Annotated in this window: 17 protein-coding genes and 1 pseudogene; 9 read left to right on the forward strand and 9 right to left on the reverse strand. The window is 72.2% G+C overall.

The window, feature by feature from the left end:
* Positions 1-23: 23 nt before the first annotated feature.
* The 4 genes from ABD419_RS18730 (at position 24) to ABD419_RS18745 (ending at position 2,300) form a co-directional block, all read left to right on the forward strand.
* A complete protein-coding gene (locus ABD419_RS18730) occupies positions 24-617 on the forward strand; it encodes a histidine phosphatase family protein (protein ID WP_344489428.1) in 594 nt (197 codons plus the stop codon).
* A gap of 99 nt (positions 618-716) precedes the next feature.
* A complete protein-coding gene (locus ABD419_RS18735) occupies positions 717-1,424 on the forward strand; it encodes a lysoplasmalogenase (protein WP_344489431.1) in 708 nt (235 codons plus the stop codon).
* Positions 1,425-1,433: 9 nt separating this feature from the next.
* On the forward strand, positions 1,434-1,679 hold the full coding sequence (locus ABD419_RS18740; RefSeq protein ID WP_344489434.1) for a hypothetical protein: 246 nt from the start codon (positions 1,434-1,436) through the stop codon (positions 1,677-1,679).
* 24 nt (positions 1,680-1,703) lie between these two features.
* The gene (locus tag ABD419_RS18745; protein WP_344489436.1) at positions 1,704-2,300 is read left to right on the forward strand and encodes a hypothetical protein; all 597 of its coding nucleotides are present in this window, start codon (positions 1,704-1,706) and stop codon (positions 2,298-2,300) included.
* Positions 2,301-2,331: 31 nt separating this feature from the next.
* Here ABD419_RS18745 and ABD419_RS18750 read toward each other — a convergent pair whose 3' ends face one another.
* The 3 genes from ABD419_RS18750 to ABD419_RS18760 all read right to left on the reverse strand — a co-directional run bounded on the left by ABD419_RS18750 (position 2,332) and on the right by ABD419_RS18760 (position 5,683).
* On the reverse strand, positions 2,332-4,473 hold the full coding sequence (locus ABD419_RS18750; protein ID WP_344489439.1) for a HelD family protein: 2,142 nt from the start codon (positions 4,471-4,473) through the stop codon (positions 2,332-2,334).
* A gap of 71 nt (positions 4,474-4,544) precedes the next feature.
* Positions 4,545-4,973, reverse strand: coding sequence for a GNAT family N-acetyltransferase (locus ABD419_RS18755; RefSeq protein ID WP_344489442.1), 429 nt, complete (start codon positions 4,971-4,973; stop codon positions 4,545-4,547).
* A gap of 20 nt (positions 4,974-4,993) precedes the next feature.
* Positions 4,994-5,683, reverse strand: a complete 690-nt coding sequence (locus ABD419_RS18760; protein WP_344489445.1) for a DUF2306 domain-containing protein — start codon at positions 5,681-5,683, stop codon at positions 4,994-4,996.
* Positions 5,684-5,774: 91 nt separating this feature from the next.
* Between ABD419_RS18760 and ABD419_RS18765 the strand changes: the two genes are divergently transcribed.
* Positions 5,775-6,524 (forward strand): MerR family transcriptional regulator, encoded by a 750-nt coding sequence (locus tag ABD419_RS18765; protein WP_344489447.1) that lies wholly within the window; start codon positions 5,775-5,777, stop codon positions 6,522-6,524.
* Between the two features lie 331 nt (positions 6,525-6,855).
* On the opposite strand, the gene ABD419_RS18770 is transcribed toward ABD419_RS18765, so the two are convergent.
* Entirely contained in the window at positions 6,856-8,034 is a 1,179-nt protein-coding gene (locus ABD419_RS18770; protein WP_344489450.1) for an amidohydrolase, read from the reverse strand.
* A gap of 103 nt (positions 8,035-8,137) precedes the next feature.
* On the opposite strand from ABD419_RS18770, the pseudogene ABD419_RS18775 reads away from it, so the two are divergent.
* Positions 8,138-8,647: pseudogene (locus tag ABD419_RS18775) on the forward strand (GntR family transcriptional regulator); the annotation flags it as partial.
* A 162-nt stretch (positions 8,648-8,809) separates the two neighbouring features.
* On the opposite strand, the gene ABD419_RS18780 reads toward ABD419_RS18775, so the two are convergent.
* The 4 genes from ABD419_RS18780 to ABD419_RS18795 form a co-directional block, all read right to left on the reverse strand.
* Entirely contained in the window at positions 8,810-9,403 is a 594-nt protein-coding gene (locus tag ABD419_RS18780; protein ID WP_425556123.1) for a Maf family protein, read from the reverse strand.
* Positions 9,400-9,609, reverse strand: coding sequence for an acyl-CoA carboxylase subunit epsilon (locus ABD419_RS18785; RefSeq protein WP_344489452.1), 210 nt, complete (start codon positions 9,607-9,609; stop codon positions 9,400-9,402). The genes ABD419_RS18780 and ABD419_RS18785 overlap by 4 nt, the downstream gene beginning before the upstream one ends.
* 2 nt (positions 9,610-9,611) lie before the next feature.
* Positions 9,612-10,625: an NYN domain-containing protein gene (locus ABD419_RS18790; protein WP_344489455.1), complete on the reverse strand. Its 1,014-nt coding sequence runs from the start codon at positions 10,623-10,625 to the stop codon at positions 9,612-9,614.
* A 227-nt stretch (positions 10,626-10,852) separates the two neighbouring features.
* On the reverse strand, positions 10,853-12,436 hold the full coding sequence (locus tag ABD419_RS18795; protein ID WP_344489736.1) for an acyl-CoA carboxylase subunit beta: 1,584 nt from the start codon (positions 12,434-12,436) through the stop codon (positions 10,853-10,855).
* Positions 12,437-12,469: 33 nt separating this feature from the next.
* Here ABD419_RS18795 and ABD419_RS18800 point away from each other — a divergent pair, with 33 nt between their 5' ends.
* The 3 genes from ABD419_RS18800 (at position 12,470) to ABD419_RS18810 (ending at position 14,964) form a co-directional block, all read left to right on the forward strand.
* Complete coding sequence (locus tag ABD419_RS18800) at positions 12,470-13,267, forward strand: biotin--[acetyl-CoA-carboxylase] ligase (RefSeq protein WP_344489458.1); 798 nt, start codon at positions 12,470-12,472, stop codon at positions 13,265-13,267.
* 30 nt (positions 13,268-13,297) lie between these two features.
* Entirely contained in the window at positions 13,298-14,311 is a 1,014-nt protein-coding gene (locus tag ABD419_RS18805; protein WP_344489461.1) for a hypothetical protein, read from the forward strand.
* Between the two features lie 128 nt (positions 14,312-14,439).
* On the forward strand, positions 14,440-14,964 hold the full coding sequence (locus ABD419_RS18810; protein WP_344489464.1) for a PH domain-containing protein: 525 nt from the start codon (positions 14,440-14,442) through the stop codon (positions 14,962-14,964).
* Between the two features lie 58 nt (positions 14,965-15,022).
* Here the strand turns inward: ABD419_RS18810 and ABD419_RS18815 are convergent, their stop codons facing one another.
* Positions 15,023-15,532, reverse strand: coding sequence for a GtrA family protein (locus tag ABD419_RS18815; protein ID WP_344489467.1), 510 nt, complete (start codon positions 15,530-15,532; stop codon positions 15,023-15,025).
* Between the last annotated feature and the right edge of the window lie 49 nt (positions 15,533-15,581).

Below are 15,581 nucleotides of genomic sequence, written 5' to 3' on the forward strand. Positions count from 1 at the left end.
GTCCGCGAACTATGGTGGCAGGCATGGGAGAGATCGTGCTCATCCGCCACGGCGAGACGACCTGGTCGGCCTCGGGCCGCCACACCTCCGTCACCGACCTCGACCTCACCGAGAACGGCGTGTCGCAGGCGAAGGCGCTCGGCCCGCTCCTGGCGGGCCGGCGGTTCGCGGCGGTCTGGTCGAGCCCGCGCAAGCGCGCCCTCGTCACCGCCGACCTGGCCGGGCTCCAGGTCACCGCCGTCATCCCCGACCTCGCCGAGTGGGCGTACGGCGACTACGAGGGCCGCACCAGCCAGGACATCCGGGAGGAGGACCCGGACTGGACGCTGTGGACCGACGGCGGAAAGGGCCCCGGCGGCGAGAGCGCCGACGAGGTCGCGGTCCGCCTCGACCGGGCCCTGGGCGAGGCCGAACCGCTCCTCATCCAAGGAGACGTCGCGTTCGTCGCCCACGGCCACAGCCTCCGCGTCGCCGCCGCCCGCTGGCTCGGCCGCCCCGCCCGCGACGGCCGCGACCTCACCATCGACACCGCCTCGATCGGCGCCCTCGGCTACGAGCACGGCGGCCACGCGATCACCCTCTGGAACCTGACGGCCGCGGCCGCAGGAGGCCGCTGAACCGCCATGAGACCGAACCGTTCACACGGCGGTCCTGAGCGGAACCGCCGAACTCCGGCGCCCCGACGCACCGCGAGCGTCTGGTAACGTCCCTCACCCATGAGCCCTCCCCTCCTGCTCCTCCGCTCCCAGATGGCCCGCGTCCAGGCCCGGACCTGGCTCTGGGCGTTCGCGGTCGCCCTCGCCGCCGAACTCGCGGCCGTCGCACTCGGCCTCGACTCGGTCCGCTGGGCCTCCAAGACGCTCCTGACGCTGCTGCTCCTCGGCTACCTCATCGTCTCCGTCGCCCCCGGCCAGACCGCCGCCCGCCTGTTCGGCACCGGCCTGCTCGCCGCCTGCGCCGCCGACGCCGCGCTCCTCGTCGAGGGCACGACCGCGTTCCTCATCGGCATGGGGCTGTTCGGGATCATGCAGCTGCTGTACATCGCGGCGTTCCTGAAGCTCGGCGCGCTGCGCGCCTTCGGAGGCCGGTACCTCGTGCCCGTCGTCTACCTCGCGTTCTGGGCCGGCCTCGTCGCCGCCCTGTGGACGCGCCTCGGCCCGCTCGCGGCGCCCGTGGCGGTCTACAGCCTCCTGCTGGTGACCATGGCCGCGCTCGCAGCGGGCCTCGGCACCGGCCGCTCCGCGGGCCACCTCGCCGCCGTCGGCGGCGCCCTCTTCGTGGTCTCCGACCTGGTCCTCGGCCTCGGCGTCGCCGGCTTCGACCTCCCGGGCGCGGGCCTCGCCGTCATGTCCACCTACGCGATCGCGCAGCTGCTCCTGACCGTGGGCATCCGCAGGCACCTGCACTCCCCCGCCGGGCACTAAGGTCGGATCATGACTCGCGTGCTCTGGGTGCTGGCCTTCGTCGTCGGCGGCTTCTTCATCGTGCGGGCCCTCATGGAGCCCTTCGTCATCGACTTCGCCGACCCGTCGAGCTACGAGCACGACTGGGGCGGCCCGAGCCTCTTCGGCGTCCTCCTGGTCCACATGGGCCCCGGCGTCCTCGCCGCGGCCCTCCTCGTCTGGGGCGTCCGCCGGGCCGCCCGGCGACCGGCCGGCGACCCGCCCGCGCATGACTGACCCCGTCCACCCCGAAGGCCCCTCATGACCGTGCTCTACGACGTCGCGGCGATGCTCGTGCTCGCCGCCGCCCTCGCGCTCCTGATCCTGCTCGTGCTGCGCCTGATCGCCCCGGGCGCGGTGCGCCGTCGCGACGACGGACCGAAGCCGACCCGCGCCGCGAGGATCGAGTCGTGGACGTTCGCGGCGCTGTTCATACTCGCGATGGTCGCGGCCGGTGCGGCGCAGGTCGCGTACGGCGCGCCGACCGGCGAGCGCGGGCCGGTGACGATCGAGGTACTGGAGGTCCGCGAGTGCGAGCGGCCGCCGGCAGGGCTCGGGCTGAGCGTGGCGTGCGACGTGTCCGGCTGGAGCGTGACCGCCGCGGACGAGCCCCGCCCCGGTGGGCCGCTGCGGGTGTCCGGCGGCACCGCCGTGGAGGCCGGGGACCGGGTGGCGGAGTACCGCCTCACCGGCTGGCAGGCGCTGCTGCGGCTGTCCCTCCCGGAATCGCAGTGGCGGTCCACGGCGGACGAGTCGAAGCCGGACCTGCGCTGGATGTCGGCGCTGCCGGTCCTCCTCGCGGCCGGGTACGGCGCGGCGCGGCGGGCCGTCGCTCGGCGCACCGCCGCGGCGGCCTGAGCCGGACCGCGCTGACGGCCCGGCGGGCGGGTCAGGCCACGTCGATGCGCTTGAGGCGCTGGGTGGAGCGGGTGAGGACCACGTAGGCGACGCCGGGGCCGTGGGACTTGGCGACCGCGTCGAGGTCGACGGCGATGACGGCGTCCCATTCGAGGCCCTTGGACTCCAAGGGGCCGACGAGGGTGACGCGGTCGTCGTGGACGACGGCGGCGAGTTCGGCGTGCCGGTCGTAGGGGGCGATGACGCCGACGGTGCCCTCGACGGCGTCGAGGGCCTCGGCGACGGCGCCCGCGAGTTCGGGCAGGAGGGCCGCGGCGTCGACGGACTTCGACTCGACGGGGATGCCGGTCTCGCGCACCGCCTCGGGGAGGTCGATGTTCCGCAGGCGCGGCTTGGCCCACTCGGCGGCGTACTCGAAGACCTCTTTGGAGTTCCGGTAGTTCTTCGTCAGGTGGAACTCGTGGAGGCGGCCGCTGGGGACGGCGCGGCGGCGGGCGTCGGCGCTCTCCTTGGGGCGCGGCCAGCTCGACTGGGCCTCGTCGCCGACGATGGTCCACCCGGCGGCGCGGCCGCGGCGCGAGAGCATCCGCCACTGCATCGGCGAGAGGTCCTGGGCCTCGTCGACGATGACGTGCGCGTAGTCCTCGTAGAAGGCGTCGCGGGCCTGGCGCTCGGGGCGGTCGTAGAAGCGGTCCTGGGCGGTCGAGACCTCCTGGATGCCGTCCCACGAGCGGATGCGGTCGCGGCCGCGGGGCTGGCGCTTGACGCCGAGGAGGATGCGCAGCTCGTCGAGGAGCGCCACGTCCGGGATGGAGAAGTCGGCCTCGCGGAGCGAGGCGGCGACGTCGTCGACGGCCTCGCGCTTGAGGTGCCCTTCGGCGGCGGAGGCGAGGCGGCGGGCGTCGCCGGCCCAGCCGAGGACCTCGGCCGGGTCGAGGTCGGGCCACCAGTGGTCGAGGAAGGTCAGGAACTCGCCGCGCGATCCGACGTCCCGCGAGTACTTCGCGGGCTCGGCGTCGGGCAGGACGGGCTTGACCTTGCGCCACAGGGCGACGAGGAGGGCGCGGCCGGCCTCGGTCTTGGCGAGGTTCGGGCGCGGCTCCTTCTCGAACACGCGGGCGCGGGCCGCGGCGAGGTCGGCGGCGTCGAGCTTGAACACGTCGCCGCGGTAGACGATCCGCAGCTCGGAGGGAGCCTCCGGCGGGGTCTGGCGGACGAGCCGGCGCAGGATCGGGAGCATCACGGTGCCGCCCTTGACGGCCGCGACCGCGGGCCGGTCCTGGCGGGTCGCCTCGACCCCGGCGTACAGCTCGCCGAGGGAGTAGAGGGCGGCGGTCTCCTCGCCGAGGCTGGGGAGCACGCGGCCGATGTACTTCATGAACACGGCGGAGGGGCCGACGACGAGGATGCCGGCGGCCTCGTAGCGGCTGCGGTCCTGGTACAGCAGGTAGGCGGCGCGGTGCAGGGCCACGACGGTCTTGCCGGTGCCGGGGCCGCCGGTGATGATCGTGGCGCCGCGCCCGGGGGCGCGGATCGCGGCGTCCTGCTCGGCCTGAATCGTGGCGACGATGTCGCGCATCCGCCCGGTCCGCTTGCGGCCCAGGGCGGCCATGAGCGCGCCGTCGCCGATCACGGGGAGGCGCTCGGCGGCGTCCTCGTTGAGCAGGTCGTCGCTGATCTCCTCGACCGAGCGGCCGAACGAGCGGATCACGCGCCTCCGGGCCACCTCCTGGCGGTCGACGGCGGTCGCGCGGTAGAACGGGGCGGCGGCGGGGGCGCGCCAGTCGACCAGGAGCGTGCGGTACTCCTCGTCGCGCACGCCGAGGCGTCCGATGTGGCGGACCCGCTCGTCGTCGAAGTCGAGGCGCCCGAAGACCAGGCCCTCGTGCTGGGAGTCGAGGTCGGCGATGCGGCGGGCGGCGCGGTAGACGAACACGTCGCGCTCGTACTGCGCGCCGGGCACGGTCGCCGCGAGATGGCGGTAGCCGGCGTCGCGGTCGCCGACGGCGTCGGCCCGCAGCACGTCGACGCGGTCGTAGACGCGGTCGACGAAGGCCTGCTCGATCGCGATCTCCTGCTCGGGGGTGTTGGCGGGATCGGGGTCGGGCACTGCGTGGGACGTGTCGACGTCCTCCGCCTGGCGGGCGTCGGCGGGGCCTGGTTCCTGGGACACGGCGCTCCTCGCTCGAATTCGGGACGCACCAGCCTAGCGCGCCCGCGCGACACCCGTCCGGCGAAGTTGGACTAGGGCCGGGTGGCCCACACCCGGTACATCCAGGAGTACTGGTCGGCGATGTCGTCGAAGCCGAACTGCCGGTAGAGGCCCTGCGCGTCGTCGGTGGCGAGGACGACGCGCCGCAGGCCCATCGCCTCGGCGTCGGCGACGATCCGCTCCATGAGGAGCTTGCTCAGGCCCCGGCCGCGCGCGTCGCGGTCGACGAACACGTCGCTGAGCCACGCGAAGTAGGTGCGGTCGGTGACGAGGCGCGCGAACGCGACCTGCCTCCCCGACGCGTCGTAGACGCCGTACGGCGAGGAGTGCGCGATCGCGTGGTCCATGTCCTCGCGGGTGCGGCCCTCGGCCCAGTACGTGTCGGTCGAGATGACCCGGTGGACCCACTCGCGGTCGAGCCGGTCCGGATCGGTCGAGATCTCGTACGCTTCGCTGCCCATGGCGCCCCTTCGTCTGCTCGTCAATCCGCTTCGAGGGTGCCTCGGACCGCCTTGCGCCGCAAATGGATTTCCATGAAGGCCAGGTTGAGTGCGACCGAGGCGACGATCGCCGCGGTGTAGGCGAGGTCGAACAGCGGCTCGAAGTCGCCGCCGTAGACGCTGTCGAGCAGCGGCAGCTGGACGGCGATGAACAGGCCCAGGTAGACCCGCAGCGTCACCGCCGCGAACGTCCCGGCGAAGTTCCGCAGCATCCACCGCCGGTGCGACGCGAAGTCCCGCGCGCGGACCGCCCGGTAGGCGCGCAGCGCCGAGTAGCACCAGAACACGTCGAGGAACACGAACGTCGCCAGCGCGATCGGCCCGGCCGTCGTCAGCAGCGCGACCACGATCCCGCTGAGGCTGCCGGGGAGGACCCCGGCGAGGAGGTAGACGCGGCCGAGGACCCGGTGGACCTTCGGGTGGCCGCTGCGGATCGAGCCGAAGAACTGGAACGGGCCCACCAGGAGCGCGATCCCGGCGGTGGCGGCGTGGACGACGAGGAACGGCAGGTGGAAGGGCACGTCTTCGCGGATGCCGACCCGGGAGTCGGCGTCGGGGACGAGGTAGGCGGGCACGGCGTAGAGGACGATCGCGACGCTGAGGATCGCGACGACGAGGACGGCGGCGCGTCCCCGGCGCGCGGATCGCCTGGTGTCGAGGGTGGCGGTCATGGGGGCGCTCCAGGTGTGAGTAGTACTATCGATAGTGAAACTATCACTTAGTTCGGGCGGCGGTCAACCGCGCTTCGGGTAAGAAGGACCCATGCGAATCGGCGAGCTCAGCGCGAAGACCGGGGTCCCCGCGGCCACCATCAAGTACTACGTGCGCGAGGGCCTGCTCTCCGGCGGCGAGCGCCGCGGTCACAACCAGGTCGAGTACGGCGAGGACCACGTGCGCCGGCTGCGGCTGGTGCGGGCCATGGTCGAGGTCGGGTCGGTGCCGATCGCGAAGGTCCGCGAGGTCCTCGCCGAGATCGAGGAGCCCGACCGCGACATCGACTCCACCCTCGGCGTCGCCAGCCGGGCGCTCTCGCAGCACCGCGTCCCGAACGAGCGTCCCGCCGCCGAGGACCTCGAACTCGCGCGCGACATCGTGCGCCGCCGCGGCTGGCACGCGGTCCCGCTCGACCACGGCAGCATCTGGGCCCTCGCCGACGCCATCGGCCGCCTCCGCGAGCTCGGCCTCGCCGACATGGTCGACATGACCGGCGAGTACGCCCGCGCGGCCGAGATCGTGGCCGAGTTCGACCTGACCCTCCTGTCCCTCCGCCAGGACCGCGACGAGATCCTGGAGGCGATGGTCGTGGGAACGGTCCTCGGCGACGCGATCTTCGAGTCGCTCCGCCGCATCGCCCAAATCGAGGTCTCTGCGCGGGTATACCAACGAGGACAACGAGACCCGATCGAAGACGAATCTCTTTCGTCCTTAATGGATAGCAATTGCGCCGGTCAGCGCCCTCCTCCACGCCTGTTCATGCGCGAATGGCAATGTCTGCACTTGTCGGGTTTTTGACTTCGCAAGTCGATTGGGTGGTTCTACGCTTATTTCATCGCCAACTGGTGGCGCGGCGGCAAAGACCAAGCCTGCTCGACAAGAGACTTTGTCGCCATCACCAGGAGGCCGCCTGTCGAAGTGGGGTAGACGGGCGGCCCAGCGGCGGGGTTCCGATCACCTGGCCCGGGACCCCGCCGCCCTTCTCGGGCGGGGTCCCGGGCCAGGTGATCCAGAAAGTGCGGTACCTGGCCCGGGGCCCCGCCGCCCTTTTCGGGCGGGACCCAAGCCGCACTACCCGTCGACCGGGTGCGGCATCAAGCGGCGCGGCTAGGCCCGACGCCGCCCGGCCCTAGACCAGCCGCCCCTCGCGGGCGACGACGCGGCCGCCCTTGACGACGAGGGTGCGCGCGTGGTGGTCGAGGACGGCTTCGGACGGGTTGCGGCCCTGCACGACCACGAGGTCGGCGGTGTCGCCGACGGCGAGGCCGTAGCCGTCGAGCTTGAGCAGGCGCGCGCCGCCGAAGGTGGCCGCCTCCAGGGCGAGTTCGATGTCGGCGTCGCGGCTGAAGCCGGCGTTGCGGGCGAACCACTGGGTGCGCTGGAGCATGTCGCCGGTGCCGTACGGGCTCCACAGGTCGCGGACGCCGTCGTTGCCGATGCCCATGGTCACGCCCGCGGCGTCGAGTTCGCGCAGCGGGAGGATCTTCTTGGGCGCCACCGACGTCAGGCCGATCTTGAGTTCGGCGAGGTCGGCGATGAGCCGGGCGCGCGTGGCGTCGTCGGCGTCGCAGAGCGCGAAGGCGTGGCTGATGACGACCTTCCCGGCGTAGCCGAGGGCGCGGGTGCGCTCGATGATGAGGTCGAACTCGCGCACGCCGAGGTCGCCGCCGTCGTGGAGGTGGATGTCGATCTCGGCGCCGTACTGCGCGGCGAGCGCGAAGACGAGGTCGAGGTGGGTCTCGGCGTCGAGGTCGAACCCGGCGGGGTCGATGCCGCCGATGGACTTGACGCCGGCCTTGAGGGCCTCCTCCAGGAGCTCGGCGGTGCCGGGGCTGACGAGGATGCCGGTCTGCGGGAACGCGACCAGCTCGACGTCGATGCGGCCCGCGAGGCGCTCGACGCCTTCGAGGACGGCGTCGACGGCGCCGATGCCGATCCCGGGGTCCACGTCGACGTGCGAGCGCGCGTGGGTGGTGCCGGAGACGACCATGTTGGTGAGCAGCGCGGTGATGTAGTCGGGGTTGGGGACGCCGAACTCGCCGCGGCGGTCGCGGCCGTAGGCGATGGCGGCCTCCAGGCCGGGGCCGGCGGTGCGCGGGACCCAGGGCCCGCCCCAGAGGGTCTTGTCGACGTGGGCGTGCGAGTCGACCAGGCCGGGGATGACGACGGCGCCGCCGAGGTCCTCGACCTGCGCCCCGTCCTCCTTCAGCGCGTCGCCGACGGCGCTGATGCGGCCGTCCTGGATCAGCAGGTCGGCGCGGCCTTCACGGCCCCAGAGCCGGGCGTCGCGCAGCAGCAGGTCGGTCATGTGTCGATCCTTTCCCCACAGGTCCGCCGATTAGCGGTATACCATTAACATCGACGGTATACCTTGGACGGGCTTCCGTCCACCGGGGGCGAGAGGGAGCGACATGAGCCGAGCCGAGCAGGTCTACCGGGCGCTTCGCGAGCGCATCGTCACCGTCGGGCTGCGCCCGGGCGCGCGCCTCATCGAGCGCGACCTCGCCGCCGAGTTCGAGGTCTCCCGCATCCCGCTGCGCGAGGCGCTCCAGCGGCTCGCCGCCGACGGGCTCGTCACCGCGGTCCCCGGCCAGGGCAGCATCGTCACCGTCCCCACCCCGAAGGACATCGCGGACCTGTTCGACGTGCGCGCGGGCCTCGAACCGGTCGCGGCGCGCCTCGCCGCCGCCAACGCCGGGCCCGCGGACCTGCGCCGGCTCCAGGAGTGCGTGGTCCCCCGCGCCGACGCCGAGTCGCGCACCGAGGCGAACGCCGCGTTCCACCGCGAACTCGTGGCCGCCGCGCGGAACCCGCTCCTCGCGCAGATCATGGAGCCCCTCGAGGCGCGGATGCGGTGGCTGTTCCACCTCACGGTCGAGCGCGACCCCGTCCGCCAGCGCGAGGAGCACGCCGAGCTCCTGGACGCGCTGATGCGGCCGGACGCGGACCGCGCCGCCGCGGTCGCGCTCGCGCACGTGGAGGACGGCCGGGCGTTCACCCTGGAGGCGGCCCGCCGCTGGCAGCTGGAGGCCGTGGACGTGCACGAGGCGACGAGGACCCGTCGCCGCCGGGTGGGCGCGGAGTTAGCGCCAGAGCTGGTGGAGGGCGATCTCGAGTTCGCCGAGCATGGTGCGCAGCAGCGGCATCGAGAGGCCGATCACGGTGCCGGGGTCGCCTTCGATGCGGTCGATGAACGCGGAGCCGTAGCCGTCGAGGGTGAAGGACCCGGCGACGTGGAGCGGTTCGCCGGTGGCGACGTACGCGGCGATCTCCTCGTCGGAGACCTCGGCGAAGTGGACGACGGTGCCGGAGGCGCGCACGATCTGGCGGTCGGCCTCGGTGTCGACGAGGCAGTGGCCGGTGTAGAGCGTGCCGGAGTTCCCGCGCATGCGCTTCCAGCGCGAGGTCGCCTCCTCGGGGCCTTCGGGCTTGCCGAGGATCTCGTGGCCGAAGTGCAGCACGGAGTCGCAGCCGAGGACGAGGGAGCCGGGGCCGACCTGGTCGAGGACGGCCTGGGCCTTGAGTTCGGCGAGGGTGCTGGCGAGTTCGGCGGGGTCGTGGCCCATGACCCGGCTCTCGTCGACGCCGGAGACGATGACGAGCGGTTCGATGCCGGCGGCCTTGAGCAGTTCCCGGCGGGCCGGGGACTGCGAGGCGAGGACGAAGGGCCGGGTCACCGCTCGGTCCCGCGGCGGGCGGGGACGGCGGTGTGGCGCCAGGAGCGGCGCACGCGCAGCTTCAGGCCGGGGTCGGTCCAGGCGGCGCGGCGCCGGGGCGCCTCGTCCTCCTCGACCGGGCGCGGCAGTGCGGTGATGAGGCCGACGAGGACCGCCAGCTCCTCATGGGTGGGGTTGCCTCGGAGGACCTTGAGCTCCAGACCCATCGCTACTCCTCGTCGAAATCGAACTCGCGGTGCACCCGCTCCCAGAACCCGTCGCGGACCCAGATCCGCGCTTCGGGGTGGTCGCGTAGAGAGTAGCCGAGTTCCTTCTCCGCTTCTACTAGCAGCTCCTTGTCGATGACGGTGGGCAGCTGCGGGCCGGGCAGGAGGTCGGCTATGTTGTCGGCGCCCCTGGTGAGGAGCCATTTGTGGCCGACGTACTCGCCGATGGAGCGGACGGTCTCGGGGTCGAGCTTCTCGCCGGTCTGGGTGGTGCGCACGAATTTGGGCCGGGCGGACTCGGCCTGGGCGAGGGCGTCGGCGGCGGTCATGGTGACGGCGACGGACTGGCGGGTGCCGAAGACGACGGCGGGGTTGGGGACGCGCGGCTCGGGCTGGGCCATGGGGGCGCCGACCATGCCGTGGGTGGCCGCGGCGGCGGTGCCGCTCTTGGTGAAGTAGGCCTTGAGCTCTTCGGACTCGATGGTCTCCACGGTGTCGGACTCCCAGACGAGGCGTTCGGCCTGGTTGGTGCCGTAGGGGGGTTCGACGCCCCAGAGGTGGACGCGGACGCCGTAGGCCTGGGCGACCTCGACGGCGGGGACCATGTCCTCGTCGCCGGCGAGGAGGATCGCCTCGTGGATGGCGCGGTGGCGGGCGAGGAGCTCCAGGTCGGAGCGGATCTGGGCGTCGACGCCCTTCTGCTGGCCGCGGGAGTTGAGGTTGCCGAGGCGGACCTTGACGTAGTCCATGTTCGCGATGACGCGCTGGTCCACGGTGGGGACGCGGTCGCGGGCGGCGTCGAACCAGTAGAGGCGCAGGAGTTCGCCGTCGGAGAGGCGGATGGCGGCGCGTTCGATGAGGGATTTGATGAGCTTCTCGGCGTCGACCCGGTAGTCGCGGCGGGAGGTGGCGTCGAGGAGGAGTTCTGCGGCGGCGGCGTAGAGGTAGCCGACGTCGATGAGGATCGCGTACCGCCGGGACGGCAGTCCGGGAAGCACTCCTCCGATTGGTGTCATCGCCCACACTCCCAATATCCGGTGGGACAATTCGTCCCGCTTCCCCCAGCTGTATAAGACGGTACCCGGATCGGACTCTTGGGATGGGAGTGGTGCGCGCCGCTCCGTCCGGAAATGCGGTTTCCGCCGGTAGCCGCGCCGCGGGCGGCCGCGACGCGGGGAGCGCTCACCGGATCGGGTGAGACGACGAGGGCGGCGCGGCCGGCGCCGCGCCGCCCCCGTGCGGTCTACAGCGGGATGTTGCCGTGCTTCTTGGCGGGCAGCTCGTCGCGCTTGGAGGCGTTCATGCGGAGGCCGCGCACGAGCATCGCGCGGGTCTCGCGCGGCTGGATGACGGCGTCGATGAGGCCGAGTTCGGCGGCGACGTACGGGTTGTTCAGCTTCTCCTCGTACTCGGACATGAGCTCGGCGCGCGTGGCCTGCTCGTCGTCGGCCTTGGCGAGCTCGCGGCGGTAGAGGATGTTGACGGCGCCCTGGGAGCCCATGACGGCGATCTCTGCGGTGGGCCACGCCAAGCACAGGTCGGCGCCGACGCCCTTGGAGCCCATGACGCAGTACGCGCCGCCGTAGTCCTTGCGGCAGACGACGGTGAGCTTGGGGACGGTGGCCTCGGCGTAGGCGTAGATGAGCTTGGCGCCGCGGCGGATGATGCCGTCGTGCTCCTGGGAGGTGCCGGGGAGGAAGCCGGGGACGTCGACGAAGGAGATGATCGGGATGTTGAAGGCGTCGCAGAAGCGGATGAACCGCGCGGCCTTCTCCGAGGCGTCGATGTCGAGGCAGCCGGCGAAGTGCATGGGCTGGTTGGCGACGACGCCGACGGGCCTGCCGTCGAGGCGCCCGAAGCCGGTGAGGATGTTCTTGGCGAACAGCGACTGGGTCTCGAGGAACTCGCCGTCGTCGAGGACGGACTCCACGACCTTGTGCATGTCGTAGGGCTGGTTCGCGGAGTTCGGGATGACCGTGTCCAGCGCGAGGTCGTCGGCGGTGAGGTCGAGCTCGAAGTCCTTGGACTCGTAGGCCGGGGGCTCGTCGAGGTTGTTCGACGGCAGGTACGACAGGAGGTGCTTGACGTATTCGAGCGCGTCGCCCTCGTCGGAGGCGAGGTAGTGGGCGTTGCCCGCGACGGCGTTGTGGGTGCGGGCGCCGCCGAGCTCCTCCATGCCGACGTCCTCGCCGGTGACGGCGCGCACGACGTCGGGGCCGGTGATGAACATGTGGCTGGTCTGGTCGACCATGACGGTGAAGTCGGTGATCGCGGGCGAGTAGACCGCGCCGCCGGCGCACGGGCCCATGATGAGCGAGATCTGCGGGATGACGCCGGAGGCCCGGACGTTGCGGAAGAAGATCTCGGCGTAGCCGCCGAGGGAGGCCACGCCCTCCTGGATGCGGGCGCCGCCGGAGTCGGAGATGCCGATGATCGGGCGGCCGGTGCGCAGCGCCAGCTCCTGGATCTTGGTGATCTTCTCGCCGGAGACCTGCCCGAGGGAGCCGCCGAGGACGGTGAAGTCCTGGGCGAACACGCACACCTCGCGGCCCTCGATGGTGCCGTAGCCGGTGACGACGCCGTCGCCGTAGGGCCGGTTGGCCTCCATGCCGAAGCTGGTGGAGTGGTGGCGGCGGAGGCTGTCGAGTTCGACGAACGACCCCTCGTCGAGGAGTTCCTCCAGACGCTCGCGCGCGGTGCGCTTGCCCTTCTCGTGCTGCTTCTCGATCGCCCGGGGGTTCCCGGTGGCCGATTCGGAGAGGCGCTCGGCCAGGTCGGCGAGCCGCCCGGCGGTCGTGTGGAAGTCGATGTCGGTCACGCTTCGGATCGTATCGACTGCCCTAGTGGCTACGCTATCGGCGTGGACACACCGACGAGAAAACCACTGGACCGGCACGTCCTTCGGTCGCTGTTGTCGGAGAAGTCCGACTTCTGGACCCGGGTCGACGTGGTGGGGGTCACGGGTTCAACGAACGCGGACCTGGCCGAGGCCGCCCGGCTCGGCGCGGAGGAGGGGCGGGTGCTCCTCGCCGAGGAGCAGGTGAGCGGGCGCGGGCGCCTGGACCGGCGCTGGGAGAGCCCGGCGCGGGCGGGCCTGATGCTGTCGGTGCTGCTGCGCCCGACACTGCCGCGGGAGCTGTGGGGGACGCTGGGCATCGCGGCCGCGGTCGCGCTGGAGTCGGCCCTGCGCGAGGTGTGCGGGGTGCAGGCGAAACTGAAGTGGCCCAACGACGTCCTCGTCGACGGGAAGAAGGTCTGCGGGATCCTCGCGCAGGCCGAGGGCGGTGCGGTGGTCGTCGGCGCGGGACTGAACGTCTCGCTGACGGCCGAGGAGCTGCCGGTCCCGGAGGCCACGTCGCTGCTCGCGGCCGGGGCGCGGACCCTCGACCGGGAGGAGATCGCCGCGGCGTTCCTGACCCGGTTCGCGGCCGAGTACCGCACCTGGCAGGAGCAGGGCCCGGGCCCCGCCGTGGCGCGCTGGGAGCGAAACTCCGACACGCTGGGGCGCGAGGTCGCGGTATCGTTCCCGAACGGCCGCAACCTGACCGGCCGAGCCGTCGGCATCGACGCCGACGGCCGCCTGCGTGTGGACCCCGGTGACGGTGCGGTGGAGACGGTCGCCGCCGGCGACGTCGTCCACCTGCGGCCGCGGGCGTGACCCTGGGCCCGAGGATCGAGGAGTGGCGTATTGACCGATCAGGCGAGCGGCATGCAGGCGGACGGCGAGCACCCCGACACCCGGCCGGCCCGGCAGCCGCCGGGCGCGACCGGGCTCGAACCTGACGCCGAGGGGCTCTACCGGCTCCTGCTGTCCCGATCCGACGCGACCGTCGCGCAGCTCGCGGCCGACTCCGGGCGGTCGATCGACCGCGTCCGGGACGTCCTGGCGCACCTCGTCGACGAGGGCTTCGCGACGATGGTCGCCGACTCGCGGTTCCGCGCGGTCGGCCCCGACGCGGTCCTCGGCGGCCGGATCGCCTCCCAGCTCGGCGAGGTCCTCGGCGAGTACGAGGCGCTGCGCGAGCTGCTGGAGATCCACCGGGCCGGGCCCGCCTCGGCCGGGACCGCCGGCAGCTGGGAGGTCGTCACCGGCGCGGTCGCGATCCGCTCCCGGCTGCGGCAGCTCAAGGCCGGGGCCGAGCACTCCCTGCGCACGTTCGTCAGGCCGCCGATGGTCCTCCCCGTCCCCGAGGACGAGCTGCACCAGGACCTCCAGGCCCGCGGCGTGTGCCACAAGATCCTGTTCGACCGGGCGGTCCTCGACATCGACCCGTACGCGGAGTACCTGCGGCACGCGCTCGACTCGGGCGACGAGGTCCGGTTCGCGAAGCGCCTGCCGCTCAAGCTCCTCGTCGTGGACGAGCGGACCATCGTCATGGAGGAGCCCGGCGGCGGCCGGCCCCGGGCGATCGTCACCGGCAACCGGTCGATCGCCGAGCTCGCGGGAGCGCTGTTCGACCAGCTGTGGTCCAGCGGCATCCCGGCGACGACCGCGGAGGCGGGCGGCGTGCGCATCGCCGAGGACGACGCGGTCCTCCTCGGCCTGCTCATCGCGGGTCTGACGGACCAGTCCATCGCGTCCAAACTGGGCATCGGGCTGCGGACCGTGCAGCGGCGGGTCCGCGAGCTCATGGACCTGGCCGATGTGGACACCCGCATCCAGCTCGGGTGGCACGCGGCGAAGAACGGCTGGGTGCCGTAGGGCGCAACCCGAGCGGCCCGCGCCCCGAGCGCGCGCAATCGTGGCCAGTGGGCAGGAGACGAAGTGTTGTACTGTGCTTTTGAACATTCGTACCGCCCCCGCCCGTTTCTCACTCCTGGAGGTCCGCAGTGGGATATCCCGACGACCAGCTCGCCCGCGGCGAGGTTGTCAAACTGCACACCCGCCCGCACTGGAAGGAAGGCGTCGCCCCGATCCTGTGGTTCGTGGTCTTCCTGGCGATCGGCGCCATCGCGATCACGTACACCTCCCAGCTCGAATGGGACGGGAAGATCTGGCTGATCCTCGCCGAGGTCGTCATCACCCTCGCCCTCCTGATCTGGCTGTCGGCGATCCCGTGGATCCGCTGGCGCTCGACCCACTACGTCATCACCGACCAGCGCATCATGTGGCGCGAGGGCCTCGTGACCCGCGAGAGCCGCCACATCCCGCTCGCCCGCGTCAACACGGTCTCGTACACCCAGAACGTCTGGGAGCGGATCTTCGGCTTCGGCGACATGAACATCGACTCCGCCTCCGACGACGGCGAGATCAACCTCATCGACGTCCCGCGCGTCGACAGCACCAAGGCGCTGCTGTACCAGCTCGCCGAGGACGACCGCTCCCGCCGCTCCGGCGAGGGCGACGGCGCGTAGGCCCGCACGCGCACAGTGGAAGGCCCGCACCGGTCCGGTGCGGGCCTTCGCCGTTCGTTCAGGCGCCCTTGGGCTCCGGGCTGTTGAACACCCAGGTGCGGTACGCGAAGAAGCGGAAGACCGAGCCGAGGCCGACGCCGAAGACGTTGGCGGCGAGGTTGACCGCGAGCGGGTTGTCGAAGTACTGCGGCCACGCCTGCGCGAGGCCGGAGTTGGCCCAGATGCAGGCCAGGGCGATCAGCAGGCCGATGCCGTTGAAGAAGAAGTAGAGGGCGTACTGGCGGTGGGCCGCGGCGCTGCCGCGGCGCTCGCGCCAGGTCCAGTGGCGGTTCCCGAAGAACGCGAGGGTCATCGCCAGGACGGCGGAGAGGATCTTCGCGTACCAGTAGGACCAGTCCATGCCGAGGTACAGCAGGTTGAACAGGCCCACGTCGACCACGTAGGCGGTGCCGCCCACTCCGGCGAAGCGGACGAGCTCGCCGGCGTGGCGCTTGAGGAGCCCGATGGCGCGCGCGATCGGGCCGCCCCGGCGCTCGGCCGGGGTCGTCGGGGTGTCGGTCGTGGTCATCACGGCCCAGGGTACCCGCAGCGGGGTCTGTGCGGGCCCGCCCGAACGG

The sequence above is a fragment of the Glycomyces endophyticus genome (assembly GCF_039531525.1).
In the GTDB taxonomy this organism is placed as follows: Bacteria; Actinomycetota; Actinomycetes; order Mycobacteriales; family Micromonosporaceae; genus Glycomyces; species Glycomyces endophyticus.